This is a genomic window from Rhizobium sp. BK512 (assembly GCF_014194915.1).
Taxonomy (GTDB): Bacteria; Pseudomonadota; Alphaproteobacteria; order Rhizobiales; family Rhizobiaceae; genus Rhizobium.
In genome coordinates this window covers 174616-197673 of sequence record NZ_JACIAS010000001.1, presented here as the reverse complement: position 1 = coordinate 197673, position 23058 = coordinate 174616, and the positions used below count along the sequence as shown (strand labels likewise).

Here is a 23058-nt window from a genome sequence, read left to right as displayed (position 1 = left end):
GCACGAGTGCCTAGATTCCGGCGTACCATTCGTAGCCCCGGTCTTCCCAGAAGCCGCCCTTGCCGCCCCACAGGCCGGCGAAGCTGTCCTTCATCTCGATCCGCATCAGGTATTTGGCATGCTTGTAGCCAAGCTGGCGCTCGACGCGCAGGCGAAGCGGGGCGCCGTGGGCGACCTCCAGATCCTTGCCGTTCATCTGGTAGGCGAGGATGGTCTGCGGGTGGAAGGCGTCGATGAGATCGATGCTTTCGTAATAGGTTCCGCTGCCGTCCAGCGTCTGTTCGAGCTGGTCTGCGCAGTAGAAGACGGCATAGCGGGCTTGGGGTTTCAGCCCCACGCTCTGCAGGAGCGGTCCGAGCTGCGCGCCCGTCCACTTGCCGATCGCGCTCCAACCCTCGACGCAGTCGTGGCGGGTGATCTGGGTGCGCGAGGGCAGCTTCTTCAGATCTGCGAGCGAAAGCTCGACGGGACGCTCTACCAACCCGTCAATCTTCAGTCGCCAGTTGGCGAAGCCGGTTGCCATCATCTGCGCATAGGCTTCGCTGTCTGGCTGGCTGGTACCGTTCGGCCGGAATGTCGGCGAGATATCGGCTTCGGAATATTCAGGCGCCAGCTTGTCCTTGGGAACGAGCAGCCGCTGGCTTTTCATCGTCAGCGTCTCGGCCATGTCGAGAACGGACTGGACATTGGGGTTCTGGACGACATCGTCGCAGCCGGTCAGGCCGAATGCACCGAGTCCGGCAGCCGATCCGATCAGCAGGCCGCGGCGTGTAATGGAGAAGGTCATCGATCGTCCCTTTCGGTTTCGATCACGTAGCGGCCCGTTATCATCGAGCGCATGTTGTTCCAGAGGCCGGACAGGATCACCATGGCGATATGCACGAAAACGAAGAGGACGATCGACCAGGCGCAGATGAAGTGGATCGACCGGGCCGTTTGCCTGCCGCCGAAAAGGTCGAGCAGGAAGGGATAGCCGGCATCCATGGCGGGTGACATGGTCAAGCCCGTTGCAAACATCAGCGGCAGCAGGATGAAGATGACGATCAGGTAGGCGAGCTTCTGCAGCACATTGTAACGCCTTGCCTTTTCACCCTTCGGGAAGCGCAGGCGCGCGTGGTCGGCGATCTCCTGTCCCAGATGGTGCGGCGAGATCTCTTCGCCGCTCGGCGCCAGATCGCGTCGGAAATGGCCTGACAGAAAGCCGATGAGCGCATAGATCGATCCGTTGATGACGAAGAGCCAGGCAAAGAACAGATGCCAGCGGCGGCCGGTTGCTAGATCCTGGTAGCTCGGAATGGTGATCCAGGAAGGGAAGCCACGCTCGGTTGCGTTATCGCCCGTTCCCGAAACGCCGAGAACGCCTGTCGTGGTGATCTGCAGATTGCCGATGCGAAGCACGCCGCGCGTGCCGCCATCGACGGCGCCGATCGACAGCCAGGACGGGTCTGCATCCGCACCGTACTGGCCCCAGTAAAGCGCCGGGTGGGCATTGAAAATCTGCAGCCCGCTCATCAAAAGCAGGCTGAGACAGAGAACGTTGATCCAGTGTGTAATGCGGGTTGCCAGCGAGTGCCGGCGGATGACTGTTATCGTCGGGCCTGCTGGAGTGGCCTGGCTGTGATCGTCGAGTGTTGCCATGATCGTTTTCGATGTCCGATACCGTCACGCCCCTACTGCATGTACGTAGGCGAAGCGGGATTTGTTACAGGCGTCCCGAAGTTTTTTCGCTGCGGCCGGAGACTTTGGCCCGGAAAGGCTGGCGGTGCGGCTTTCCGGACACCGTCACAAGTGCGTGAGGCTGTAACGAATGGTGTTCCGCCTGCGAAGGAGAACGAGATGCAGATCATCAGGGAGCACCGCCATGACATATTCAGCCCCGTTCAATCTTGCGATCATCGCCGCAATCTTCGGCCTTGGTTCCACCTCTCAGGCCTCCGCCGGGCAATCGCCTGCGGTCGTCGAACTGTTCACCAGCCAGGGCTGTTCCTCATGCCCTCCGGCCAATGCCAATCTCGTCAGGCTCAGCAACGATCCTGATGTGCTCGCGCTAAGCTTCTCGGTGACTTATTGGGACTATCTCGGATGGAAGGACATTTTCGGGAAGAAGGAATTCACCGAGCGGCAGGTGACCTACGAGCCCGCACTCGGCCAATCCGGCCCTTTCACGCCGCAGATGGTCGTCAACGGTCACCAGTCGACCGTCGGCTATGATCTCAACCAGATCCGGCGCGTGATCGCGTCCGAGCCCGCACTGTCAGGCCCCGGGATCGCGCTGGCCCCGAACGTGGCTGTCATCGACGCTGCGAAGGGCCGGAGCGCTCCGGCCGACGTCTGGCTCGTCCGCTACGCTCCGGGCACCGTGCAGGTTCCGGTCGCCAGAGGCGAGAATGCAGGCGAGACATTGCCGCACGCCCATGTCGTGCACGAATTGACGCGTCTCGGCACCTGGGACGGCAAGATGGTGAGGCTGCCGATCCCGGCTGCCGCCGGCGACCTCAAGAGCGCCGTCATCGTCCAGGAGCCGAGGGGCGGCAGGATTCTCGCCGCAACGACCGACTGAAAACCGCCTCGCTGTCAGATCCGCCCGCGGTCGGCTATCAATCGATCCGCTCGAGATCCCGCGCAAAGCGCTGCCAGTTGCCGACATATTTCTTTGCGGACTGGGTGATCTTCGCGATCGCCTCATCGTCCAGCGTGCGGATCGCCTGGGCGGGTGAGCCGACGATAAGGGAATTGTCGGGGAATTCCTTGCCTTCGGTGATGAGCGCATTGGCGCCGACGAGGCAGTTGTTTCCGATCCTGGCGCCGTTCAGGATGGTGGCTCCCATGCCGATGAGGGTGTTGTTGCCAATCGTGCAGCCGTGGATGATGGCGTGGTGGCCGATGGTGCAGTGATCGCCGATCGTGGTGGGGAAGCCGGGGTCGGTGTGGACCATGACGCCTTCCTGCAAGTTGGTGGCCTTGCCGATGACGATGGGTTCGTTGTCGCCGCGCAGGACGGCACCGAACCAGATACCGACCTCTTCGGCGAGTTCCACATGGCCGATCACATGCGCTTCGGGGGCGATCCAGAAGGTGCCGTGCGGCGGCAGTTTCGGGTGCTGGCCTCCGAGCGCATAGATTGCCATGTCTTCCTCCTCAGACCACGTTCAGCGAGAGCGTCGCAATGCCATCGACGCCGCAGGAAATGCTGTCGCCCTTGTTGATGGCGGCAACACCGGCGGGTGTGCCGGTCATGATGATATCGCCAGGCGCCAGAACGAAGAGTTTCGAAAGCTCTGCAATGATTTCCGGGACTTTCCAGATCATCTGGTTTAAGTCGCCGTCCTGTTTGCGGACGCCGTTGACATCAAGCCAGACGCGGCCATTTACGGGATGTCCGAGGCGGCTCGCGGGGACGAGTGGCGAGACCGGGGCGGAATGTTCGAAGGCCTTGGCGAGCTCCCACGGGCGGCCGAGTTTCTTGGCTTCGGCCTGCAGGTCGCGGCGGGTGAAATCGATGCCGACGCCGTAGCCATAGATACAGTCGAGCGCTTTTTCCGAGGGTATATCGGCGCCGCCGGCCTTCAGCGCCAGCACGCATTCGACCTCGAAATGCACGTCATTCGACAGCGGCGGATAGGGGAAATCCCTGCCGGAGAAGAGGTTGTCAGCGTTCTTCTGGAAGAAGAAGGGCGGCTCCCGGTTCGGGTCATGGCCCATTTCGATGGCGTGATCGGCATAGTTGCGGCCGACGCAATAGACGCGGCGGACCGGAAAGGCCTCGGCGCTGCCTTCGACGGGCAGGAGAACAGGCTGCGGGAGTGGAATGACGGTGGCGGGAAGGGACATGATGGGACTTCTTGGCTGATTGATCTGGGCGAGTCTGGCGATATCGTAAAGCATGTCGCGCAAAACTGCGCGGCGGTTTTGCGATAACGACATGCGCAAGACGAAGAACTAGAGCGCGGCAGGCGGATATGAAAGATCGCGACGCGCTTCCAACTGCAAAAGGCGCGGAAGGAACCACCTTTGTTCTGACCGGAAACCGCTGCGCTTTTTGGCTTTAATCGCTCTAGGGGGCCGCGATGTCCTGTGCGAGGCTGCCGCGCACCAATGCGTAATAGGCCGAAAGCTCAGGAATGGCCTTCGGCAGGGTGTCGAAGGCGGGGTCGGAGATGCTGAGCGTGCCCGCGTATTTTGCATCGAGGAAGGCGTTATGCTCCGGGAGCGCCGCGCGGTGCGAGCCGTAGAGCACCGTGAAGACGGGCGAGGGCACGGTGCGGCCCTTGACGATGATGCGGTCGAGTTCGACAACAGCGTAATGTTCGGCCACGAGGCGGGCGGTTTCCTCGCCGAGCAGCAATGCCACGCCATAGTTCTTCGAGGCGCCTTCCAGGCGTGAGGCGAGATTGACGCTGTCGCCGAGGCAGGAATAGTCGAAGCGCCGGGTCGAGCCCATATTGCCGACGATGCATTCGCCGGTATTGATGCCGACGCCCATTTTCAGGATATGCAGCGGCCGGCCGGTGGCGGCCACTTCCCGCTCCAGCTCGCGGTTCAGCGTGCCGATCGCATCCTGCATGGCGATCGACGCCTTGACCGCATGCAGGGCATGGTCGGGGTCGTCGAGCGGCGCATTCCAGAAGGCCATGATGCAATCGCCCATATATTTGTCGATCGTGCCGCCATGGTCCATGACGACATCCGAGAGCGGCGTCAGCAGCCGGTTGATGAGCGTCGTCAGCTGCTCGGGATCGTCCTTCATGGTCTCGGCAATGGTGGTGAAGCCGCGTACGTCTGAGAACAGGACGGTCAGGGTTCGCCGCTCGCCGCCGAGCTTCAGCTGCGAGGGATCGTTGGAGAGGCGCCTGACGAGATCGGGCGAGATATATTGGGCAAAGGCGAGCGTGATCTGGCGCTTCTGGTGGCGCTCCTGCGCATAGTCGAAGGCTGCCTGGCCGAAGGCGACGGCGATAAAGGCGACGGTCGGCCCGAGCGGCGAGACGAAGACATGGGTGAAGCGAATGCCGGCATAGCTTGCCGCGGCGAAGGCAAGGACGGCGGCGGCGGTCGCGACCAGCGTGCGCCAGCTCGTGGCCTTCCAGACCGTCGCGGCGGCGAGCGCGACGGCAACGAGGATGCAGATCGAAACGACCGGCAGGCCGGCTTCATTGATGGCGAGGCCATGAACGATATTATCGTAGATGGTGGCCTGCACCTCGACGCCGGAGATGAGCTTGCCGGTGTGAACGGTGTAGGGCGTGGCATAGGCATCGACGCCGCCCTGGTCGATCTCGGGCGCATTCTGCAGGCTGAGGCCGACCAGCACGACGCGATCCTTGAAGATATCGGGCGGCAGGAAATTCTTCGGGTCGAGCGCCTGATAATAGGAAACGGTGGGATAGGAGCGGGCCGGGCCGAGGGACTGGACGAGCGCGCCTGCCGGCAGATGCGGCGCCTTCATGCCCGCGGCCTTTGCAAGCTCCATGGCAAACCCATCCTCATAGGATGGAATGTTGCGGAAGATGCCATCGCCACTCAGCGCGATCGAGGCGATGCCGGTGCGCGCGCCGGCTTCCGTCATCTGCGGCAGCGGCGTGGTGCGCACCAGCTGATCGGCCTGCGGCGCCTCGATCAACGTTTCGTCGCCGGCAAGCACGATGTCCGGGCCGACGGCGGAGGTTATCGCCTGATCGTTTTCAGCCGTCGAAGGCTCGGCCATGATGATGTCGAGCGCGATGGCCTTTGCGCCGGCGGCGCGCAACTGCTTGACGAGCTCGGCATGCAGGCTGCGCGGCCAGGGCCACTGGGCGTTGATATCGGCAAGCGCCGGCTCGTCGATCGCCACGATGATCGGGCCGCCGGCCGGCGGCGAGGGATCGTCGATCGTGGAGAGATAGTCGAAGGTGCGCAGTTCCGTCAGCGCCCAGGCGGGCAGGCGGGAGATCAGCGAAATCGTGACCAGCGTGACCAGGGCCAGCACGAGAAGACGGATGCCGCGGCTGGAGAAAGGCCAGCCGGGCGGGCGCTGCTGTCGGCCTGTGTCGATGGGGCGCTCTGCCTGAAGCCGTTGCAGGGCGGTCGGGCGCGCCATCATCAGAAGCGGATCTTCAGGCTGCCCTTGAAGGCGCGGCCCCAGCCGGGCACACCGGGAGTGATCTCGAAGTCCTCGTCGAGAAGATTGTAGGCCGCGGCTTCGAGCGCGATGCGCTTGTCGAAGGGCTCCCAGATCAGATGGGCGTCGAGGCTCCAGTAGTCGTCGAGCTTGGTGCCGATATCGTCGCCGTGTCGCTCGCCGATATAGTTGGCGGCGACGGTGGCCTTGACCTTGGCTTCATTGACCCAGGTTAGCGCGATCTGGCCGGAGTTTTGCGGGATATATGGCAGGTTGCCACCGAAATTCAGCGTTCCCGGATCCTTGTTTTCGGAATCCATATAGGCGTAGGTGGCCGAGAGGCCAAAACCTGCGCCGAGCGCAACGTTGGCGGTGACGGCGGCGCGATCGATCGAGCCGCGCGAGAGCGGCAGGCTCTCGATCGCCGGAAGGGCGATCAACGGCAGGTCGATCGAGAAATCATGCAGCTCCTGGTGCTGGTATTCGACCGAGGTAAAGAATTTGTCGGTCCACTCTGCGTCCCACTGGAAGGCTGCCGTGTCCGCATAACCTTCGGCACTGACCGAAAACTGATTTGCCTGCAGACCAAGAATGCCGATCGGGGCAAGGGTGGGAACGCCGAGATCGAGGCTCTGGCGCATGAAGGCGGCGCGCAGCCAATGGTTCTGGACCGGTGCCCAGGCAAGGCCGAAGCGCGGTTCCAGCCGGCTTATATCGACGCCGTCGCCTTCCATGCGGGTTCCAAAGAGAGCGTATTCGCCTTTGAGATCGGGGGTAATGTCGTGCAGAACGTCGATATAGGCGCGACCGATATTGACGGTGTTGCTGACGGTGTTCGGGCCGTCGGTGGTTGCCGGGAGAACCGGAAATCTGGGAAAGAGTTCATGCAGACGAGAGGACGTGGTCGTACTGCCATCGATCCAGCCGCCTTCAATGCCGTATCGCCACGTCAGGGGACCGTTGCCGATGGAATGGCTCAGGGCTCCGATATAGGTCTTCGAGGATGTTTCCTCCGTCCCGTCCAGGAAGGGGATGACGTCCGGATCGGGCAGGCCGAAGAGCGGTGCATCATCCACGCTCAGGAAGTTTTCTGTCTTCGACTTGGTTTCCGAATAGAGGATGGCGCCGTTCAGGATGTTTTCGTAGCCGAACGTATGGCTCCAGCCGATACCGGCATTGGTTATCTCGGCATCCACGAGCCGAGTGGAATATTGCGAGGTCACGATATCCGGAAGGCCGGCGCCAAAAAGATTGAGGAAATCCGTCAGCGCCGTGCCCTGTGACAGCGCATTCAGCGTTCCGTCGTTCTTGGCATGGTTGACATAAGCCACCACACGATCGTCGGGCGTCACGGTCGCCGTTATATAGCCGTTGCCACCGAGCAGCTTGTTCTCGGTCGCATAGCCACCGAAGCTGGAATAGGTGCCGTCGAGCGCGAGCTCCTCCCAGGTCAGGTTGCCGTAGAAGCTGATCGGAATCGTGCTGTTCGAATAGCCCTGGATATCGGCTTCGCCGGTACGGCGCGTATGGCCATCGACGCTGTTGATGCCGCCGCCGACCGAGCCTTCGATGAAGGGCACGTCGAACAGCGTTGCTGCGCGTGAACGGCCGGACAGCACGTGGGGAGAGAGCAGCAGCCCCTGGATGAAGGACGAGTAGCTCGATGCATTGCCGCGGTTCTGGATGATATTGTCATCGCTGAAGCTCGTCGCGTTGACGAAGGGGAAGATGCTGCCCTTGATCGACTGGTCGATATAGCTGCTGCCCTTGAAGGGATCGAAGACGGCATCGCCGTAGTAGCGGCCCCAGGCATCCAGACCCTGCAGGCGGAAGGCGTTGTTCAGCGTCGAGCCGGCGCTGGCATTGGCGCCGAGGCCGCTGAAATCGCCGCCGCGGGCGCGCGAGCGGCGCAGGAATTCCTGCGCGTTGGCGATCGCACCATCGGCATTGTAATCGTCGATATCGACGGCGGTGCGGAAGGCGGAGATGACAGGATCGTTGTCATCCAGACGGTTGGCATTGTCGAGCGCCTGTTCGGAGGGGAGGCGATCGCCCTTTTCGTAATGGGCGGCGGCAAGCATCAGCTGCGATTGCGAGTGACCGGGATTGGCGGTGCTGGCAGCGAGCAGATCTTCCAACGCCTTGTCGCGCTCGCCGGTCTGCAGATAGTAGCGGCCGCGGGCGAGCAGGGCGATATCGAAGGACGGATCGAGGGCGATTGCGGTGTCGATCTCGCGCTTGGCCTCCTTCATGCGGGCCTGGTCGAGATAGAGGATCGCAAGGTTTGCATGCAGCAGCGGGTCCTGCGGGTCGAGCTCGATCGCCTTCTTGAAGGCTTCCTCCGCCTCGCCGTTGGCATCACGCGAACTCTGCAGCAGGCCGAGCGAATTGAGCGTGCCCGAGGCGCCGGGCGCAAGTTCGATCGCGCGGTTCAGGTCCGCGAGCGCGCCGTTGATATCGCTCTCATAGGCCGCCCTGTAACCGGCACGGGCGGCAAGGGCCATCGGATGATCGGGATCGAGCGACAGCGAGCGGTCGGCTGCTTCCTTCATCTGGGCGCGGTCGTCGATGAGTTGCGCCAGCTGGGCGCGGATTGCCGGCAGGGTCGGATCGTCGGGATAGCGCTGTTCCGCTTTCCGGATGATCTCGATCGCGGCGCGCGGGTTTTCCAGGAAGCCTGTCGTATAGGCCTGCATGATGGCGCCATAGGGACCGGTCGTGTTTGCCGGCGGCGGTTCGAAATGAGAGGGGTCGGCCAGCGAGCGGGCGAAATAGCCGCCATATTGCGCCATGTTGCGGCGTGTCGGGTCGAGATGCGGCAGCGCCCTGGCGAAAAGCTTTGCGGCGTCGCCATAGCGCTTTTCGGAACCGGCGATGGTGGCATCGAGCAGGTCGACGCGCGCCTGCTGGGCCACCGACAGTTTGCGGCCGCGGATGTTCTGCAATGTTGCAGCTGCGGCTTGACGCCCGTCGAAGGCGCTCTGCACCTCGGCAAGCTCCAGCCAGTCTTCCGTTGTGCGGCGCCCTGGCGGCAGGGCAAGCAGGCGGCGCCGTTCCGTCGCCATGCGGTCGGCGCGCAGCGGTGAAGTGGGCATCAGGCCGAACCCGTCGCGCAGGTCGAGATAGAAGAGCATCTGCTCGCGGTCGTCAGGATTGACGCTGATGAGCTTGTGCGGCGCCTGGCCGATGGTGGCCACAGCGCCTTCGCCCTCGTTGACATCGACGCTGCCCTGCGGGTTGGTCAGCGAGACGCGGCCTTCGAGCACGATCATCGAGGTCTTGGCGCCTTCGACGGTCATCGTCCAGTCAGTGCCGCGGATAGCGGCGGCGGCGGCCGGGGTTTCGACGGTCAGGCCCTGGCCGCCGCGCTGGGCGCGGGCCCAGATGGTGCCGGATTGCAGGTTAAGGATCGTGTCGCCGGTCGCCGACATCTTCTTGACCTGCAGCGCGGAATTGCGGCCAAGGCGGATCTGCGTGTGGTCGGAAAAGAGGATGGCGAGCTGGCCGGTGGCGTTGGTGCGCAGTACGTCGCCATCGAGCAGGTCCTGGTTGAGATCGACGACGCGCCAGTTGGTGACATCGACGAAACGCACTTCCTCGCCTGTCTTGCGGGCGATGACGGAGCCTGCAACCGGCGTCGAGCGCTGAACCGGTTCGGCCGCAACCGGAAATGAAAGTAACGTTGACATGAGCACAAGAGACGTACTTGCGCACAGAACAGACCTCAGCCCCGACATTTCAGATACCCCCGCATCTTTTCCCCGTTTGGCCAAGTGCGGTGTAAAAGTCAAGTCGGGTGCACACGTGTTCTTGCTTTCGCGGTCAAGTGTATTATTAGGGAAACACTATTGCGGGGTGGGGTTTCCTTTGAGTGAGTTTGAAAATTTTGCGGAGCTGCCTTCCAGCTCTCCGTCTACGGACGATGTCGACTCGGAATATTTCGACCATATCAAGAAAATCAACGATATATTCTACGATCAGATCAAGATATCGGACCAGAAGGCTGCGTATATCTTTACTTTCATGCTCGCCTTTCTTGTGAGCTCCGTCGAAGTGAGGGCGGTCTTCACCTGGGCGCGCTATGCGCAGGGCACGCCGCAGGCCATTCTCTTTTCCGGGCTCCTGGCTGCGGCCTCGGTCTTTTCGATTCTGGCGGCGATCCTCGTCGTGCTGCCGCGGCGGCTCGACAAGTCCACCTCGATGTTCTGGGGCGCGTGGCCCAGGCATCGCGACGCCTTCTACGATGCGGCGAACCGGCGCGACGAACGCTATCTCTTCGATCAGTATGTGGAAAATGCCGATATTCTCTCGCACATCGCGCGCAGCAAATACCGCTTCGTAACGATTGCGTTTCGCGGCCTGATGGTGACGGTCGTGGCCTACGTGCTGCTCTTGGTGGCGGCTTGAAGCCACGCTCCGGCTTGCCGTCGCTCCCGGCAATGACTTCAGCTTTTGGCGAAGTCCGCTGCTGTGAGGGGAGCAGGTCTATAGCCGTTGACGTCGGCTATATCATATTCCTGGCCGAGCTCGGCCGCGACCAGGACATGACCGGATTTCGACATCAGCGCCTGGTCTCGCCAAAGGCCTGATATGACGTGGCCGATGAATTGCGGTGACTCGGAATTGGACAGGTCGAAATATTCGGCGTTCTGCATGACCGCTTCGGTGCGGACCAGCCCGGGATAGAGGGCGACGGCGGCGACATTGTGCGGGCGCAGATCATGGGCGAAGTCTGCGGCCATCTTGTCGGCAGCGGCCTTGGCCATGCCGTAGATCGCGTTGCCGTCGTAGAATTGCGCTGCCCAGAAGGAAATATTGACGATCAGGCCGCGCTGCGCCTGGATCATGACGGGTGCCAGAGCACGCGACATCAGGAAGGCCGCCCGCAATGCGGTGCCCATCATCGCGTCCCACCGCCAGAGGGGCTGCTCCCAGAAGGCGCGGGGCCAGGTAAAATCGCCGTCCTCGACCATGTTTTCATAGCCGGGCCATGCATTGTTCACGAGAATGTCCAGCCTGCTGCCGGCTTTGATTTCTTCGGCCACGCGCTCGGTCTCGGCGTCATTGCCGTGGTCGCAATGATGAAGGATCAGGCGTCCGGGCAGGTTCTCGGCCTCGACCGCGAGGCCCTCCAGCGAGCCTGCGCGTTTGCCAGCGCTTGCCTCCGCCTCCGAACGTGTCCTGCCGGTCACGTGGACCGTGGCGCCCTCGGCGAGCAAGGCAAGCGCAATCCCGCGGCCGACACCGCGGCTTGCGCCTGTTATCAACGCGACGACATCTTTCATGCTGGCTGGCCTCCCATATGTCGAGTATCAGAATGGCAGAACCATGCCAATGCGGCGGAGCGGATCGAGGCCCTTTTCGGCTTCAGAATCGAGGATGGCCCGCAGGCGCGGGGAGCATTCTTCCTTTTCGAGGGGCCGAAAGCCAAGCGATGCATAGAAAGGCGCGTTGAAGGGGGCGAGGCGGTCTGTCGTCAGCGTTGCCGCGGCAAGCTTTCGCAAACGGCCTTCTGCAAGAAGCGTTTCCATGAGCCTGCGGCCGAGGCCTTTTCTCTGGAAATCCGGATGAACGTCCATTTCGCCGATATGCAGGCAGCCCTCCGCGACATAGGCGCCGGCATAGCCGACGGGGATGTCATCCTGATCGCATGCGGCATAGAGGAGGGCGTGGTCGAGATAGTGCTGTAGTTCGGCGTCGCTGCTTGCTTCCGGCTCTCCGCTGACAGCACCTGTGGCGCGCAGCGTTTCGAAAGAGGCCAACTCTATCGATCGCAAGGTGTCGAAATCGTCCCGAGTTGCCTGTCTGATCCGCATGTCCGTTCCTGCCTGAGATCGGGCACCGGATTACGACAATTCCTGGGAAACGCCAATGGCACTGGGCAGGACGGCTTGCGCCGGATGAAACGCGCGGCGGGCATTGTCCGGTCGGGTAGTCGCGGAAAATACCGGCGGCGACCGGTGGCCGCCGCCGGCAGGATTTAGCGCGTTGCCTTCAGCTGGAGGCGAGAGACGCCTGCGGCCACGTTGACGCCGGTTCCGGTTTCGCCGCTGAGCGGCTGCAATGCGAAATTCTTCGAACTGCCGCCCACAAGCGCGTTTGCTCCGAGACCGACGCCGACGGAAGCGCCGGCAGAGGCGCCGACATAGGTGCCGGCAAGAGCGCCGTCGCCGACGCGGGTGGGGGCGGTGTTGACGACGATCCAGCTGAGGTAGGATTTGCCGGTGACCCCGACATCAAGACCGAGCTTGCCGATCGTGCCGGAATAGTGCTCGACCTTGCCGGTGTTCTGCTTGAAGCTGCAATCGATCGCCTTGCTGGAGCCGATGATCATGCCGGCCCCGCCGGCAACGACGCAGGAGAGGGTGCCGAGACGTTGCTGCGGCTCATTTGCGACCTGCTGGGCGGCATGTTTCGGCTGCTTATGCTGGCTCGCGGCCTCAGCCACGGGGACAAAGCCGAGGGAAGCGGCGGCGACTGTTATCATGAGGGTTTTCATGAGCGGTTCCTTTCACCTTCCTTCGTGGGGGATCGTTATAAACGCGTTCAGCCGAACTTCGTTCAAACATGGAAGGGAAACGGACCGGTCTGTTCGCGCATGATTGCCTATGGCCGCAGCATGGTCCTGACCAGCCTCAGGCGCTGACGGCTTCCGTCGCACCCGAGAAATCGACAGCGGCGAAGGCTGCGGCGATCACTTCCGGGCCGGCATTCGGCTTTGCCGCATCGGTCGAAAGGATCTGGCGGTAGCGGCGGGCGCCGGGCAGGCCGGTAAAGAGGCCGACCATATGGCGGGCGACATGCTGCAGGCGGCCACCCGAAGCTATATGGCCGGCAGCATAGGCCATCATGCGGTCGCGCAGCGCATTCCAGTCGGGCTCGGAGGCGGGGGCGCCGTAGAAGCGCTGGTCGACATCGGCGAGAATAGCGGCATTCTGATAGGCGGCGCGGCCGAGCATGACGCCATCGACATGGGCGAGGTGAGCTTCTGCCTCATCCAGCGTGTGGATGCCGCCATTGATGCCGATGAAGACATCGGGGAAGCGCTGCTTCATGCGATAGACGATATCGTAATCGAGCGGCGGGATCTCGCGGTTTTCCTTCGGCGACAGGCCCTTCAGCCAGGCCTTGCGGGCATGGATCCAGATGGCATCGGCGCCGGCATCGAGCACGCGGGTCATCAGCGCGGGCAGGGCCGCTTCCGGCTCCTGCTCGTCGACGCCGATGCGGCATTTGACGGTGACCGGGACGTTTGCGACCTTCTTCATGGCGGCGACGCATTCGGCAACCGTTTCCGGCGTCAGCATCAGGCAGGCGCCGAACGTGCCGGACTGGACGCGATCCGAGGGACAGCCGACATTGAGGTTGATCTCGTCATAACCATAGGGCTCGGCAATGCGCACGGCTTCTGCAAGCTTGGCCGGATCGGAGCCGCCGAGCTGCAGGGCGGCGGGATGTTCAGCCGCATCGAAGGAGAGCAGGCGCTCCCGCGGGCCATGGATGATGGCGTCGGCGACGACCATTTCCGTATAGAGCAGGGCATTGCGGCTGATCTGGCGATGGAAATAGCGGCAGTGGCGATCCGTCCAGTCGATCATCGGCGCAACCGCGAAAACCGGCGCCTTGAAATAGCGCTGAATGCCTTCGGATGCAGCCGTCTTTGCCGTGGTCATGATCTCAAGTCTTCTTTCGTCAGGTCGCGGGTCCCGTGGCCTTATCTCGTAGCGGAGGCCTTATCCTGCAAGCCCTTGCCGGTGATGGGCCGGCGCCGGGCTTGGCAACGGGACGAGGGCTTATACATGAGAGATGGAGATAAAGCGAGATCGCGCATTCGAGGGTGTCTGCCGTCATCTGGCCGGAGGGTGCTCCCGCCCTTGACGCAGGTGCCGTTTTCCCGGAAGGCAGCGAAGGAAGGTCCCGATATTCCCAATATAGGGATCACGCAAAGGAGTAAAATCAGCGTCATGACCGACGATAGCGCAGGGATCAAGGCATTGCTGGCGATGCCGAGGCGAGACAACAGCGCCTATCTGGAAACGCTCCGGCTGGTGAAGGAGGCGTTTGCCGAGGCAGAGGCGGAATTTGCCGGCAAGGTGATCGCGACGACAGACAGCGCCAGGGACGAAGCCGGCAATATCGTCATCATGACCGTGATCAGGCCGGCATAGGCAGGCAGCGCCCCGGTCATGGCGGCAAATCACCTTAAATAGAGGGCAATTGAACCAAAATCCTCCTGCCGCGTTTCTGCCACAAATAGGAGGATTTCGATGGACAACCTGCTTCTGATCGCTACGCTTTGCGGCCTGATGTCTTTCGCCATGGTGTGGCTGCAGACCAAAGAATAGTTTTTTCGCGTCAAAGACTTGGCGCTTTCCCATCTATTTGCCGGCACCGCTCTTCCCGCGCCGGAACCCTACCTTTTGTATTGCCCTGAAACGATCGTCTTGACTTCTCCGAAAATGAGAACAAAATGAGAACAAATAAACGTTCTCATCTATGTTCTGATGGAGAGTTCGATGGCAGCAAGCCCGAGTTATTCAGGAGCAGCAGACAAGGCCATGGCCTTTGCCGCGCAGCTGCGCGCAGACCGCGAGCGTCACGAAGCGCGCAGGCGGGAAGAGCAACGCCGCATCGAGGCGATGCGGCCGATCAACAAACATGTGCTGAAGGTGTTTGGCGGGCAGCAGCTGGCGCTGAAGCTGAATAGCTGAGGTGGACTATCCTTGTGAGTGCCCGAACGGGGGGCCGAAATCTGCCGTTCGATATCATCTGTGGGGGCTGACGCTGCGGGATGTGCAAGCCGCCGCCGCCGAGGCATCGCGCGCATTCCCCTGATATTTTTACCATTTTCCGAGTGGGCCGTGGACGGCCTGAAATTTCAGACATAAAAGAATTGCAACTATTTGGGGTGGGATTTCATGAAAAGATTATTGTTGCTGTTAGCGGCGATCACGGTCTTCGCATCAGGCGCATTTGCGCAAGATGCGAAGAAGGACCCGTTGGAAGGGGTGGTTCGTTTCATGGGGAGGATCAATCCTCTTCTGCAGGCTATCTATCAGGATCACATGGATGTGGCGCGGAAAGTCTATGGGGAAGGGTGGGCCGATGTGTATGAGGAGCGGAACATTCTCGCCGAGGTGATCGCGACATACGGCAGTCCCGCCCTTGGGCGCGCCGGCGACAGTAGTGTGATCTTAGCCATGAACAAGACCGCTGCACTTGTCGACATCGTGGCCGAAAAATATCCCGAAGGCTGTGAGTATTTCTTCACGGGCAATATGCCGAACTGGGCCTTGGTTCCCGAAGTCAGAGACGGGCGCATGGCTGATCTAAGAGCGAAAGCTTATGCCTATCAGGACGGGAAGTTCCGTGCTGATATGGGAGTGATGACCTTCGAAAAACGACACGTCATCATGACGCAGTATCTTGGGATGACTGCGGACGAGGTGTTCAAGTCGCTGACGGCCCCTATCGACGTGACCGACGAAGACATGTGCGCTCTTGCAAAGAAGCTCAACAATGTCGGCGCTCTGCCGAAAGAGCTGCAGGGCGATTGGGGGAGGGCGTGGCTCGGGGGCGGTCCATCCCTGCAAAAGAGGAAGCCAGCCGCAGGTGGGAAGGCCACACCGGGTGCGGTTGCGCAGGAAAAGAAGGCTGGCTCCTTCGAAAAGGAGATGAAGGTTCTCGCCGGTATCAATCCTTTCGTTCACGCGGTCTTCATGGATCACGAAGCTGAAACGCGGCAGCTGTTTGCCAAGGTCGAAGCCTCGGGGGGCAAGATCGATCCGCGAGCGCAAGTAGCTGCCATGGTGGCGAAATACGGCAATCCTGCGCTGTCGCGCGCAAGCGATGCCATTGCTATCGATGTCTTGAAGAAGACAGCTGCGCTCAACGAGGCTCTCGCGCGATATTATCCGCAGGGCTGCAAGGATCTCATGAGCCTGCGGGTGTCTCAGGCCGCACAGGCCGTTCCACAGGTCAAGGAGAGCTATTGGCAAGTTATGGAAGCCAAGCGCCTGGCCTATGAGGACGGAAAGGTGCGGGGGCCTGCGGCCGTTACGCTCACCGCTGAGGACATCGTGCAGATGATCACGCAGCGCCTGGGCGTGACCATGGACGAATTGAACAAGCTGGCGAAACCTGCCGAACTCAGCGACGAAGAGGTTTGCTCGATAGCGATGAGGCTCAACAGGATCGATCCCGTTCCGGAGGCGCAGCGCGGCAACTGGGCGAGGACCGCCATGTCATGGAGCGGCTGAGTCTTGCCGCCCTGCGCCCGCCCTTCCGTTCGCAAGGGCGGGCGCATAGCGACATTTGACGCTTTCCGCCTTAGCGGTCCTGGAAGATCTTGATGACTCTCGGCGTCATGCGGTTGTTCGTGATATCGACCGCATCCTGATAGGTTGCCCGGCCGGAGACCAGAGCTTTTTGCATGCGCGCGCAGCCGACCCGAGGCGCATCCTTATCCGAGACGTTCATGAGAACGGCGCCGTCGTGAAGCGTGCTCTTGTCGAGCCTGCTCAGACGCTGGACGCAATTGTTAAGCGCCTCGCTCCTCAACCGAGGACTGCCTTGCAGCGCCGTGACAGTGGCTTGATATTCCTGCTGCGTCGGCGCGCAGCCTGCGAGCAGTCCGGCAATCAATGTTATTGCAATAGTGGCACGCATGATTATTCCTCAATTATGCTGCGGACAGTGTTTTTTGCTGTGATTGGCGAGGCATCTCGAAGCGTCTGCCTCAACCGCCCCGGAAGATCTTGATCAGCTTCGGGGTGTAGCGGTGATTTTTGATGTCGAGCATATCCTGGTAGGATATGTCGCCGGAAACGATCGCATTTGTGTATCGGCCACAGGCAATCTTCGGAGCGTCTTTTTCTGCCACGTTCAGAAAGAGTGCGGCGTTATGGCGGGCCTTCGTGTCGGATAAGCCGAGCTGCCTGATACACTCGTTCAAAAGCCCGTTTCTCTGACTCTCGCTGCCCCGCGCCACTCTGACAGCTGCATCATATTGTTTCTCGGTCGGCACACAGCCGGTGAGCAATCCGGTGGCAATCAATGTCAATGCAATATAGGCGCGCATGATTATCCCTCAATTATGCTGCGCACAGCCTCTTGTGCTGTGATTGGCGGGGTATCTTTATTTTGATTCTCGTAACGCGGGAATTCTGTTCTTTGCAATTTCTTATTTCTTCTAGATTTGGTTGAAAACCTCAGGAAAACGCGTGTTTAGTAGCGAACGACAGGCGCTTCGCGGAAGCACCTTGGGGGATAAAGGGATGTATGGGGCTGCTCAGCGAGCCGGTGACGTTCACATCCGAGGGGACCAGCTTCCGTCGTTACCGCCCGGCCGCCCGGTATGCCTCTGCGCGTTCCTTCTCTCTTGCGGCCTTCACGACCAGCATAGCCGCCACGACCAGTCCAAGAACCATCACCACGCCAAGCACGAGCAAATTCGGCTCGGCCGGCAGCGCCGCGCCCGTGCCAGCGCCGCCCGATGCCGACACTGCGATTGCGGCGCCCGCCTTCTGCAGCGTACCCGCCGTCTTCTCCGCCTTGTCCGCCTCGTCCGCCAGCACGGCCTTGGCATCCACACCCGGCTGTCCACGGAGATACATCGCCACGGCTTTCGCCTCGATCTTCGCCACGCGTGCGCTCCAGCCCTTGCCGTAGGTTTTCCAGATGGCCAGGCTCTGCATGAAGCCCAGCCTTCTCGCGCAGAGCGCCTTGATTTCTTTCACGCCGGCAGTGGCTGCGTGCACGCGGGTGATGGGGCCGGTTTTGCCGTCGGCGGGGGCGCCGATCACGGTCTGGGCGTCGCGGAGGGCCCGGGCGGGGCCGGAATTGACGGCGTAGTCGAAGGTGGCGAGGTCGAAGCCCGGGGGCAGGGTGTCGCCGCCGATCTGGTCCCAGTATTTCGCCTTGTAGATGGGGCTGACGTCGTCGAGGGTGAGGTTGCGGATGTCGAGATTTGGGAAGGCGGCTGCGGAGATGCCGTATTTGGTGCCTTTCAGCGTGCCCTTGCCGATCCTGCCGCCGGTCCAGTTGCCGGGGTCGGTACGCTCGGTGGAGAGGCCGCCTTCCGATGCAAGCGTGATGGAGAGGCATTCGGGAAAATTTGCCGCGGTCATGTCACGTTCCTTTGTCGATCGGATCGCGACAACCTTCCGACCGCAACAGTTGTGGTCGTGGCATGGTGACAGCAGGCGGAGCGGCCGGCAGATCAGGTGTTGAAGCGGCAATGCGGCGGCTGTTGCCGATGTGAGGAAGCGGGGCCGGATGCGGGGCCCGGCAGGCATCTTCGATGGCCGTTCGGGACGCGAGGATCGCGGCGCCTGCGGATCTGGCTGAGGGGGAAAAGAGTGGCCGCCGCCTCCGCTACAGGAAGGCGGAGTGGGGCGCGGCGGCCGGCCACTGAGGGGCCGACAAAACAACCCGAATTCCGGGCGGATCGTTCCTAATCATATTGGGCTAGGGAGGCCTTCGTCTTTTGCGCAGAGCGGACGGCGCGAGTTTCACACCACACGGCAGGGCTCAGAACACGTCGGCATAATTGTTGGCAGCGGCAAGTGCGACTTCCTTCAGGATCACCCCTTGGGCCACCATGCCGTTTGCAAACCGTACCAGGCGCACGTCGGGCATGGATTTCAGGCGCTGGGAGAAGGTGTTGACGGGCGGCAGGAAGTTTTCGCGGTAGCCCTGGTCGATCGCCCATTTGCGGAAATCCTCGAAAAGTTTGGCCGTGCGCAGCCAGCCGCCCGATGGCTCGATTTCCGCGGGTTCGATGCGGATATCGAACCATTCGTTGAGCGGGTCGAGCAGCAGCCAGGCGTTCAGCGCCTCCTTCGAGCTTGCAGGAATGGTGTAGTGGCCGTTGCGCTTCAGCCGCTGGGCGCCCGATACGGCAAGGCCGAGCAGCAGTTCCAGCTCTTCCCTTGCGATGCGCTCGGCAATATCGGGAATGACCTCATGCTCGGGAATGCTGCGATTGAACTGGATGACGACGAGGCGGCGGCGCAGGCCTCGATCTATGCCGCCATTGAAGCGGGGCAGGGTATTGGTCGTGAAGCAATGCAGCGCACGGGGGATGAAACTTTCGACATCCTTGTAGAGGCTGCGGCCCTCAATCGGGTTGCCGGTGACGGCCGCCTTGAACTCTTCGCCCGCGATGGCCGCAGCACTCAGCTCGTCTGCGACGTTCGCCGCCTTGCCGGCGAGATTGATGATGCGCTTTTCATCATTGAAGAAGGCGGGCGAAATGGAGGAGACGGCCCCTTCCGGCAGCAGCGCGCGAAAGAGCGAGGCGATGGTCGATTTGCCGTTGCTCGCGGTCTCGCCGAGCAGGATGAAGGCTTTCGGCTGGCGGATGCGGGTGGCGAGACCAAAGGCGGCCGCTCCCAGCATTTCGGCCACGAGGTCGATCTTGCCGGCGGCATCGGGATCACCCTGAAAGGCGCCGTGGAGCAGTTTGTGCAGGAGCGAGCCCTCGGGCGGATGGCTTTCGGTATGCAGGTTGTAATCCGCTGCGATCGTGAAGCGGAAGCGGTCATCAGGGTCGTGCGCGCGGCAGGTCACCTTGCCGGCCTCATCGAGGGTGATGGTGCAGTTCAGCGCATTGACGCCGATGGCGGAATTGCCGAAGAAGCCGGCCTCGGTGGTGCGTGTGCCGAATTCGTTGACGATGCCGTCGATCATGTGCCGGCCGAGCTTCAGCGGCTTTTCCTTCGGGCCGATGCCAATGGCATCGAAGGCATGCATGGCAAGGCGGATCTTCTGTTCGGAGATGGAGCGCCAGGCGGAGGGGCCATAGGCCCAGAACCTGCCGTCGGCGCGCACGATCCGCCCGCCGCAGGCTTTCGCCAGATGTTCGTTGAAGATGCGCGCCAGCCAGACTTCGGAGCCGAAAGGCTGGCTCGGAAACCATTCCGGCATGCTGTCTATGCCATCGGCGCCCACGGGCGGGGCCTTCGGTGCGCTCTGCTCCGGTTCTTCTGTCGCCGGCGGCGGCTCGACCGGCGCGGCCAGGTGGCGGCGGATCGTGGCGCGCATGAAGGCATCGAGCTCCAGGCGCGTCCAGCCGGCATCGACGGCATCGGCGCTGTCCCAGCCGCGGCAGGGAAGACGGCCCGCCTGCCAGTCGGCATAGGTGAAATGGCCGAGATCGGAGGCTGCTCCGGCATCGGTAAGACCCGTCAGCCGGACGCGCGCGCCGAGGCTCAAGAGGAGGGCTGCGATCTCGTCTGCCGTCGAAAGGCCGGGCGCATCGAAATCCGGCCAGATGACCACATCGCGGCCCGATAGCGGCGACCAGTCCGTATGTTTGACGCCCTGCGTGCCGCCGGCCCAGGAAAGAACGGTGCGGCCGGATTTTTTCGCGAGCCGGTCGCGGCATTTCTCGCCCTCGACGACGATCACCTGCTTTGTCTTGCCGAGCGTTTCGAGGCCGTAGAGCGGGCGCGGCCTGGGAAAGGGGTAGCGGCACCAGGTCTCCTTGCCGTCCGGCAGGCGGACGAACATGACCATCGGCGTTTCCTTGCCCTCGTCGGGCAGGTCATGGCGCAGCACATAGCCGATCAGGGCGCCATCGGCCTGCCGATAGGGAAAGACCATGGAGGGAGCGAAAGCGCCCCATTCGGAGCGGTCGCCCTTGCGCTTGGGGTTGTAGAGGCGGATGCGGACGCCGGGTGTGACCGGCTCGGAGGGAGGCGGAAGCGGTGTGATGCCTTCATAGGGATCGCGCACCTGCTGCACGCGCGGGACTATGTTCGGCCTGATATGCCCGGCGCCATCGGAACGGCTGCCGCCGTCGAGAAGGCGGATGGCTTCCGCCAGATCGACGCCCTTGATCTGTCGCACGAAATCGAGCACATCGCCGCCGGCGCCGCAGCCGAAACAATGGAAGCGCTCGATGCCGTCCTGCCCCCTGAAGATGGTGAAGGAGGGAGTTTCCTCGGCATGGAAGGGGCAGCAGGCGATATGCTCATGCCCGTTCCTCTGCAGCCTGCAGCCATAGCGCGCCGCCGTCTCAGACAGCGACACATCGCGGCGAAGCCGTTCGAGATCTGCAGGCATGTTGCGGCTCTTGCAAGGAATGTTGTCGTTATCGCAACATGGCCGGCGCAGTGCGGGCGGCGGCCATGGTCATTTCGCGCTTTCGGGGATTGTCGGGCGGGCGGCTTATCGCGAGGAGGAATTGGGAAACTTGCCTTCCAGCACCAGCCGGTAGCCGCGGCGATAGCCGACATTGGCAATGCCGATGCCGGAGCCTTCGAGCTTCTGGCGCAGGTGGCAAAGGGCAACCTTGAAGGCGAGATACATCTTGTCCGGCGAAGGGCCGCCATCGGGATCGTCGATATACATGGCGGTGAAGATGCGCTCGGTGATGACGGGCATGCCCTTGCCCTTCCAGACCGCATGGAAGATGCGGCCTTCCATCGGCGTCAGGCCGAAGTGATCGATGACGATCTCGGGCTGGGGCGTGGTGACCGGCTGCTTGCAGCAGGGGCAGAGCAGGGGCCGGGTTATTGTAAGAGGGGCGGGGCCCGCCGATGGGGTCGGGCGTGTGGTGATCGTCTGCATATGGAGCCTCACTGGATCTGGAATTCTTGTGACAATGCGAATTGGTGCCGGCGTGGCAGCGCCTAGGAAGAGGCCATCACCATCGCCCGGATGCGGTCTTCGAAGAGGGCAAGGCGGCGCAGCCGGTTGGCGAGATGCACGAGGTCGTCGACATCTTTGCGATCGATGGAAAGCAGCGTTTCGGCGGCGACCGCCCCGCCGCGCATGACGCAGCGCCCGACGAGCGCATCGATCAGCTCGGACTGCGCCAGCATGGAGAGCGGCTCCCTACGCATCCTCTTCCTCCGGCATGAGGTCGGCGAGCGTGAGCGAAACGCCAAGGCGCCTTGCCGCCTGCAGAAGCATCAGCTGGTCGCGACCATTGATGAGGCCGCGCTCATCCCTCAGTGCCCGCGAAATCTTGGAGCGATGGCGCTTGAGCTCGGCTGCGAGCCCGCTCGGCGTCAGCGCCAGTTTGGCGGCAACCTTCTGCCAGGGCGTCCGGGCCTTTGCCATGCTGATCTTCCTCCTGCCATGCGGCTCTTGTTGTTGTGGTTGAGATTATGTTGTCGAAATCACAACGTCAATCCAGAATAGGAAAAAATACCTATCTTTTATTTTTGGCGCCTGCGGTGACGTTCTGCACCAGAAATGCGGGCGAAGCTACAACTTGAACAGATCAACCGTGTCAAAGGTTGACGCTAAAAAGCCCGGTGCGGTTGCTTGCGCCTCGTTGCGTTTTTTGCAACAAATGAGCAACGCTGCATATAGCATGGGGACGCTGAATGGCTGAGATCGATGGCAGCTGGTTTCACAGCCAGCTTGATGACAGGGGGCAATCGCTGCGCTCGCTCGCCCGCCATCTCGGCAAGGATGCGTCTGCCGTTTCCCGCACCTTTTCGGGCAAACGCCGCATGACGATGGAGGAGGCGGCCGAGATCGCCGGCTTCCTTGGCGTATCCGTGACCGAGGTCATGCATCATGCCGGAATTACACGCGAAGGCGAGGGGCTCGGGCCGAAGATCCTGCTCTCGGCCGTGATCGGCGAGGATGGCGAAGTCCGTTCGCTTGCCGAGCCGCAGCCCTTGCCGCAGGCCGTGCTCGACAAGGCGCAGCTCTCGATCGGCGCCAGCCGCAACCGGCGGATCATCGCCGCTGAAGTGCGGGCCTCCTCCGGGTCGCTGTCGATCTGGGACGATGCGGTGCTGCTCTTTGCACCGGCCGACGGCATCGAGCCCGGCGCGATCGGCTCGCTTTCGATCTGCGGCCTTGCCGGCGGCAGGCAGATCCTCGCCAGGCTCGACCGCGCCCGCAAGACCGGCGAGGCGAGGGTGGTTTTTCCTGATGGCGGGATCGGCGAGGCGGTGCTCACGACGGCGACGCCGGTGCTGGCGGTGGTGCCCTAG

The 23058-nt window shown here is 62.1% G+C and carries 23 protein-coding genes; 6 read left to right on the top strand and 17 right to left on the bottom strand.

Features of this window, described 5'->3' with window-relative positions; genetic code table 11:
* Positions 1 to 10: 10 nt before the first annotated feature.
* Positions 11 to 787 (bottom strand): molybdopterin-binding protein, encoded by a 777-nt coding sequence (locus tag FHX06_RS01030; protein ID WP_112969485.1) that lies wholly within the window; start codon positions 785 to 787, stop codon positions 11 to 13.
* Positions 784 to 1638 (bottom strand): cytochrome b/b6 domain-containing protein, encoded by an 855-nt coding sequence (locus FHX06_RS01025; protein WP_183877714.1) that lies wholly within the window; start codon positions 1636 to 1638, stop codon positions 784 to 786. Before FHX06_RS01025 ends, FHX06_RS01030 begins: the two co-directional genes overlap by 4 nt.
* 223 nt (positions 1639 to 1861) lie before the next feature.
* Here FHX06_RS01025 and FHX06_RS01020 point away from each other — a divergent pair, with 223 nt between their 5' ends.
* Positions 1862 to 2560 (top strand): DUF1223 domain-containing protein, encoded by a 699-nt coding sequence (locus FHX06_RS01020; RefSeq protein ID WP_183877712.1) that lies wholly within the window; start codon positions 1862 to 1864, stop codon positions 2558 to 2560.
* A gap of 37 nt (positions 2561 to 2597) precedes the next feature.
* Here the strand turns inward: FHX06_RS01020 and FHX06_RS01015 are convergent, their stop codons facing one another.
* The 4 genes from FHX06_RS01015 to FHX06_RS01000 all read right to left on the bottom strand — a co-directional run bounded on the left by FHX06_RS01015 (position 2598) and on the right by FHX06_RS01000 (position 9786).
* Positions 2598 to 3128 (bottom strand): gamma carbonic anhydrase family protein, encoded by a 531-nt coding sequence (locus tag FHX06_RS01015; RefSeq protein WP_183877710.1) that lies wholly within the window; start codon positions 3126 to 3128, stop codon positions 2598 to 2600.
* A 10-nt stretch (positions 3129 to 3138) separates the two neighbouring features.
* The gene (locus FHX06_RS01010) at positions 3139 to 3831 is read right to left on the bottom strand and encodes a fumarylacetoacetate hydrolase family protein (protein ID WP_113115312.1); all 693 of its coding nucleotides are present in this window, start codon (positions 3829 to 3831) and stop codon (positions 3139 to 3141) included.
* Positions 3832 to 4054: 223 nt separating this feature from the next.
* Positions 4055 to 6079, bottom strand: coding sequence for an adenylate/guanylate cyclase domain-containing protein (locus FHX06_RS01005; RefSeq protein WP_210300359.1), 2025 nt, complete (start codon positions 6077 to 6079; stop codon positions 4055 to 4057).
* Complete coding sequence (locus FHX06_RS01000; RefSeq protein WP_183877708.1) at positions 6079 to 9786, bottom strand: FecR domain-containing protein; 3708 nt, start codon at positions 9784 to 9786, stop codon at positions 6079 to 6081. The genes FHX06_RS01005 and FHX06_RS01000 overlap by 1 nt, the downstream gene beginning before the upstream one ends.
* A gap of 178 nt (positions 9787 to 9964) precedes the next feature.
* Between FHX06_RS01000 and FHX06_RS00995 the strand changes: the two genes are divergently transcribed.
* Positions 9965 to 10504, top strand: coding sequence for a Pycsar system effector family protein (locus tag FHX06_RS00995; protein ID WP_018114541.1), 540 nt, complete (start codon positions 9965 to 9967; stop codon positions 10502 to 10504).
* Between the two features lie 38 nt (positions 10505 to 10542).
* On the opposite strand, the gene FHX06_RS00990 is transcribed toward FHX06_RS00995, so the two are convergent.
* The 4 genes from FHX06_RS00990 to dusA all read right to left on the bottom strand — a co-directional run bounded on the left by FHX06_RS00990 (position 10543) and on the right by dusA (position 13770).
* Positions 10543 to 11382 carry an SDR family NAD(P)-dependent oxidoreductase gene (locus FHX06_RS00990; RefSeq protein WP_183846675.1) on the bottom strand — a complete coding sequence of 280 codons (840 nt, stop codon included), beginning with the start codon at positions 11380 to 11382 and terminating at the stop codon, positions 10543 to 10545.
* 27 nt (positions 11383 to 11409) lie between these two features.
* Positions 11410 to 11913: a GNAT family N-acetyltransferase gene (locus FHX06_RS00985; RefSeq protein WP_183877706.1), complete on the bottom strand. Its 504-nt coding sequence runs from the start codon at positions 11911 to 11913 to the stop codon at positions 11410 to 11412.
* Positions 11914 to 12077: 164 nt separating this feature from the next.
* Positions 12078 to 12596 carry a DUF992 domain-containing protein gene (locus FHX06_RS00980; protein ID WP_018114544.1) on the bottom strand — a complete coding sequence of 173 codons (519 nt, stop codon included), beginning with the start codon at positions 12594 to 12596 and terminating at the stop codon, positions 12078 to 12080.
* Between the two features lie 136 nt (positions 12597 to 12732).
* Complete coding sequence (dusA, locus tag FHX06_RS00975; RefSeq protein ID WP_183877704.1) at positions 12733 to 13770, bottom strand: tRNA dihydrouridine(20/20a) synthase DusA; 1038 nt, start codon at positions 13768 to 13770, stop codon at positions 12733 to 12735.
* Positions 13771 to 14061: 291 nt separating this feature from the next.
* Between dusA and FHX06_RS00970 the strand changes: the two genes are divergently transcribed.
* From FHX06_RS00970 to FHX06_RS00960, 3 genes are all read left to right on the top strand, one after another.
* Entirely contained in the window at positions 14062 to 14265 is a 204-nt protein-coding gene (locus FHX06_RS00970; RefSeq protein ID WP_112547103.1) for a hypothetical protein, read from the top strand.
* Between the two features lie 348 nt (positions 14266 to 14613).
* Positions 14614 to 14808 (top strand): hypothetical protein, encoded by a 195-nt coding sequence (locus FHX06_RS00965; protein WP_007818517.1) that lies wholly within the window; start codon positions 14614 to 14616, stop codon positions 14806 to 14808.
* A gap of 207 nt (positions 14809 to 15015) precedes the next feature.
* Complete coding sequence (locus tag FHX06_RS00960) at positions 15016 to 16356, top strand: hypothetical protein (RefSeq protein WP_162738736.1); 1341 nt, start codon at positions 15016 to 15018, stop codon at positions 16354 to 16356.
* Between the two features lie 70 nt (positions 16357 to 16426).
* On the opposite strand, the gene FHX06_RS00955 is transcribed toward FHX06_RS00960, so the two are convergent.
* The 7 genes from FHX06_RS00955 to FHX06_RS00925 all read right to left on the bottom strand — a co-directional run bounded on the left by FHX06_RS00955 (position 16427) and on the right by FHX06_RS00925 (position 22168).
* Positions 16427 to 16765 carry a hypothetical protein gene (locus FHX06_RS00955; RefSeq protein WP_183877702.1) on the bottom strand — a complete coding sequence of 113 codons (339 nt, stop codon included), beginning with the start codon at positions 16763 to 16765 and terminating at the stop codon, positions 16427 to 16429.
* A 70-nt stretch (positions 16766 to 16835) separates the two neighbouring features.
* Positions 16836 to 17177 (bottom strand): hypothetical protein, encoded by a 342-nt coding sequence (locus FHX06_RS00950; RefSeq protein WP_113016803.1) that lies wholly within the window; start codon positions 17175 to 17177, stop codon positions 16836 to 16838.
* A gap of 256 nt (positions 17178 to 17433) precedes the next feature.
* Positions 17434 to 18225, bottom strand: coding sequence for a glycosyl hydrolase 108 family protein (locus tag FHX06_RS00945; protein WP_183877700.1), 792 nt, complete (start codon positions 18223 to 18225; stop codon positions 17434 to 17436).
* Between the two features lie 403 nt (positions 18226 to 18628).
* A complete protein-coding gene (locus FHX06_RS00940) occupies positions 18629 to 21166 on the bottom strand; it encodes a CHC2 zinc finger domain-containing protein (protein WP_183877698.1) in 2538 nt (845 codons plus the stop codon).
* Between the two features lie 105 nt (positions 21167 to 21271).
* Positions 21272 to 21673: a helix-turn-helix domain-containing protein gene (locus FHX06_RS00935; protein ID WP_183877696.1), complete on the bottom strand. Its 402-nt coding sequence runs from the start codon at positions 21671 to 21673 to the stop codon at positions 21272 to 21274.
* Between the two features lie 62 nt (positions 21674 to 21735).
* Positions 21736 to 21948 carry a hypothetical protein gene (locus tag FHX06_RS00930; protein WP_183877694.1) on the bottom strand — a complete coding sequence of 71 codons (213 nt, stop codon included), beginning with the start codon at positions 21946 to 21948 and terminating at the stop codon, positions 21736 to 21738.
* Positions 21941 to 22168: a hypothetical protein gene (locus FHX06_RS00925; protein WP_112546760.1), complete on the bottom strand. Its 228-nt coding sequence runs from the start codon at positions 22166 to 22168 to the stop codon at positions 21941 to 21943. The genes FHX06_RS00930 and FHX06_RS00925 overlap by 8 nt, the downstream gene beginning before the upstream one ends.
* A 269-nt stretch (positions 22169 to 22437) precedes the next feature.
* On the opposite strand from FHX06_RS00925, the gene FHX06_RS00920 reads away from it, so the two are divergent.
* Entirely contained in the window at positions 22438 to 23058 is a 621-nt protein-coding gene (locus FHX06_RS00920; protein ID WP_183846658.1) for a helix-turn-helix domain-containing protein, read from the top strand.

What these genes read in the sequence shown, in the direction of transcription:
- FHX06_RS01030 (WP_112969485.1), bottom strand. Translation starts at nt 787, where the DNA reads ATGACCTTCTCCATTACACGCCGCGGCCTGCTGATCGGATCGGCTGCC.
- FHX06_RS01025 (WP_183877714.1), bottom strand. Translation starts at nt 1,638, where the DNA reads ATGGCAACACTCGACGATCACAGCCAGGCCACTCCAGCAGGCCCGACG.
- FHX06_RS01020 (WP_183877712.1), top strand. Translation starts at nt 1,862, where the DNA reads ATGACATATTCAGCCCCGTTCAATCTTGCGATCATCGCCGCAATCTTC.
- FHX06_RS01015 (WP_183877710.1), bottom strand. Translation starts at nt 3,128, where the DNA reads ATGGCAATCTATGCGCTCGGAGGCCAGCACCCGAAACTGCCGCCGCAC.
- FHX06_RS01010 (WP_113115312.1), bottom strand. Translation starts at nt 3,831, where the DNA reads ATGTCCCTTCCCGCCACCGTCATTCCACTCCCGCAGCCTGTTCTCCTG.
- FHX06_RS01005 (WP_210300359.1), bottom strand. Translation starts at nt 6,079, where the DNA reads ATGATGGCGCGCCCGACCGCCCTGCAACGGCTTCAGGCAGAGCGCCCC.
- FHX06_RS01000 (WP_183877708.1), bottom strand. Translation starts at nt 9,786, where the DNA reads ATGTCAACGTTACTTTCATTTCCGGTTGCGGCCGAACCGGTTCAGCGC.
- FHX06_RS00990 (WP_183846675.1), bottom strand. Translation starts at nt 11,382, where the DNA reads ATGAAAGATGTCGTCGCGTTGATAACAGGCGCAAGCCGCGGTGTCGGC.
- FHX06_RS00985 (WP_183877706.1), bottom strand. Translation starts at nt 11,913, where the DNA reads ATGCGGATCAGACAGGCAACTCGGGACGATTTCGACACCTTGCGATCG.
- FHX06_RS00980 (WP_018114544.1), bottom strand. Translation starts at nt 12,596, where the DNA reads ATGAAAACCCTCATGATAACAGTCGCCGCCGCTTCCCTCGGCTTTGTC.
- dusA (WP_183877704.1), bottom strand. Translation starts at nt 13,770, where the DNA reads ATGACCACGGCAAAGACGGCTGCATCCGAAGGCATTCAGCGCTATTTC.
- FHX06_RS00970 (WP_112547103.1), top strand. Translation starts at nt 14,062, where the DNA reads ATGACCGACGATAGCGCAGGGATCAAGGCATTGCTGGCGATGCCGAGG.
- FHX06_RS00965 (WP_007818517.1), top strand. Translation starts at nt 14,614, where the DNA reads ATGGCAGCAAGCCCGAGTTATTCAGGAGCAGCAGACAAGGCCATGGCC.
- FHX06_RS00960 (WP_162738736.1), top strand. Translation starts at nt 15,016, where the DNA reads ATGAAAAGATTATTGTTGCTGTTAGCGGCGATCACGGTCTTCGCATCA.
- FHX06_RS00955 (WP_183877702.1), bottom strand. Translation starts at nt 16,765, where the DNA reads ATGCGTGCCACTATTGCAATAACATTGATTGCCGGACTGCTCGCAGGC.
- FHX06_RS00950 (WP_113016803.1), bottom strand. Translation starts at nt 17,177, where the DNA reads ATGCGCGCCTATATTGCATTGACATTGATTGCCACCGGATTGCTCACC.
- FHX06_RS00945 (WP_183877700.1), bottom strand. Translation starts at nt 18,225, where the DNA reads ATGACCGCGGCAAATTTTCCCGAATGCCTCTCCATCACGCTTGCATCG.
- FHX06_RS00940 (WP_183877698.1), bottom strand. Translation starts at nt 21,166, where the DNA reads ATGCCTGCAGATCTCGAACGGCTTCGCCGCGATGTGTCGCTGTCTGAG.
- FHX06_RS00935 (WP_183877696.1), bottom strand. Translation starts at nt 21,673, where the DNA reads ATGCAGACGATCACCACACGCCCGACCCCATCGGCGGGCCCCGCCCCT.
- FHX06_RS00930 (WP_183877694.1), bottom strand. Translation starts at nt 21,948, where the DNA reads ATGCGTAGGGAGCCGCTCTCCATGCTGGCGCAGTCCGAGCTGATCGAT.
- FHX06_RS00925 (WP_112546760.1), bottom strand. Translation starts at nt 22,168, where the DNA reads ATGGCAAAGGCCCGGACGCCCTGGCAGAAGGTTGCCGCCAAACTGGCG.
- FHX06_RS00920 (WP_183846658.1), top strand. Translation starts at nt 22,438, where the DNA reads ATGGCTGAGATCGATGGCAGCTGGTTTCACAGCCAGCTTGATGACAGG.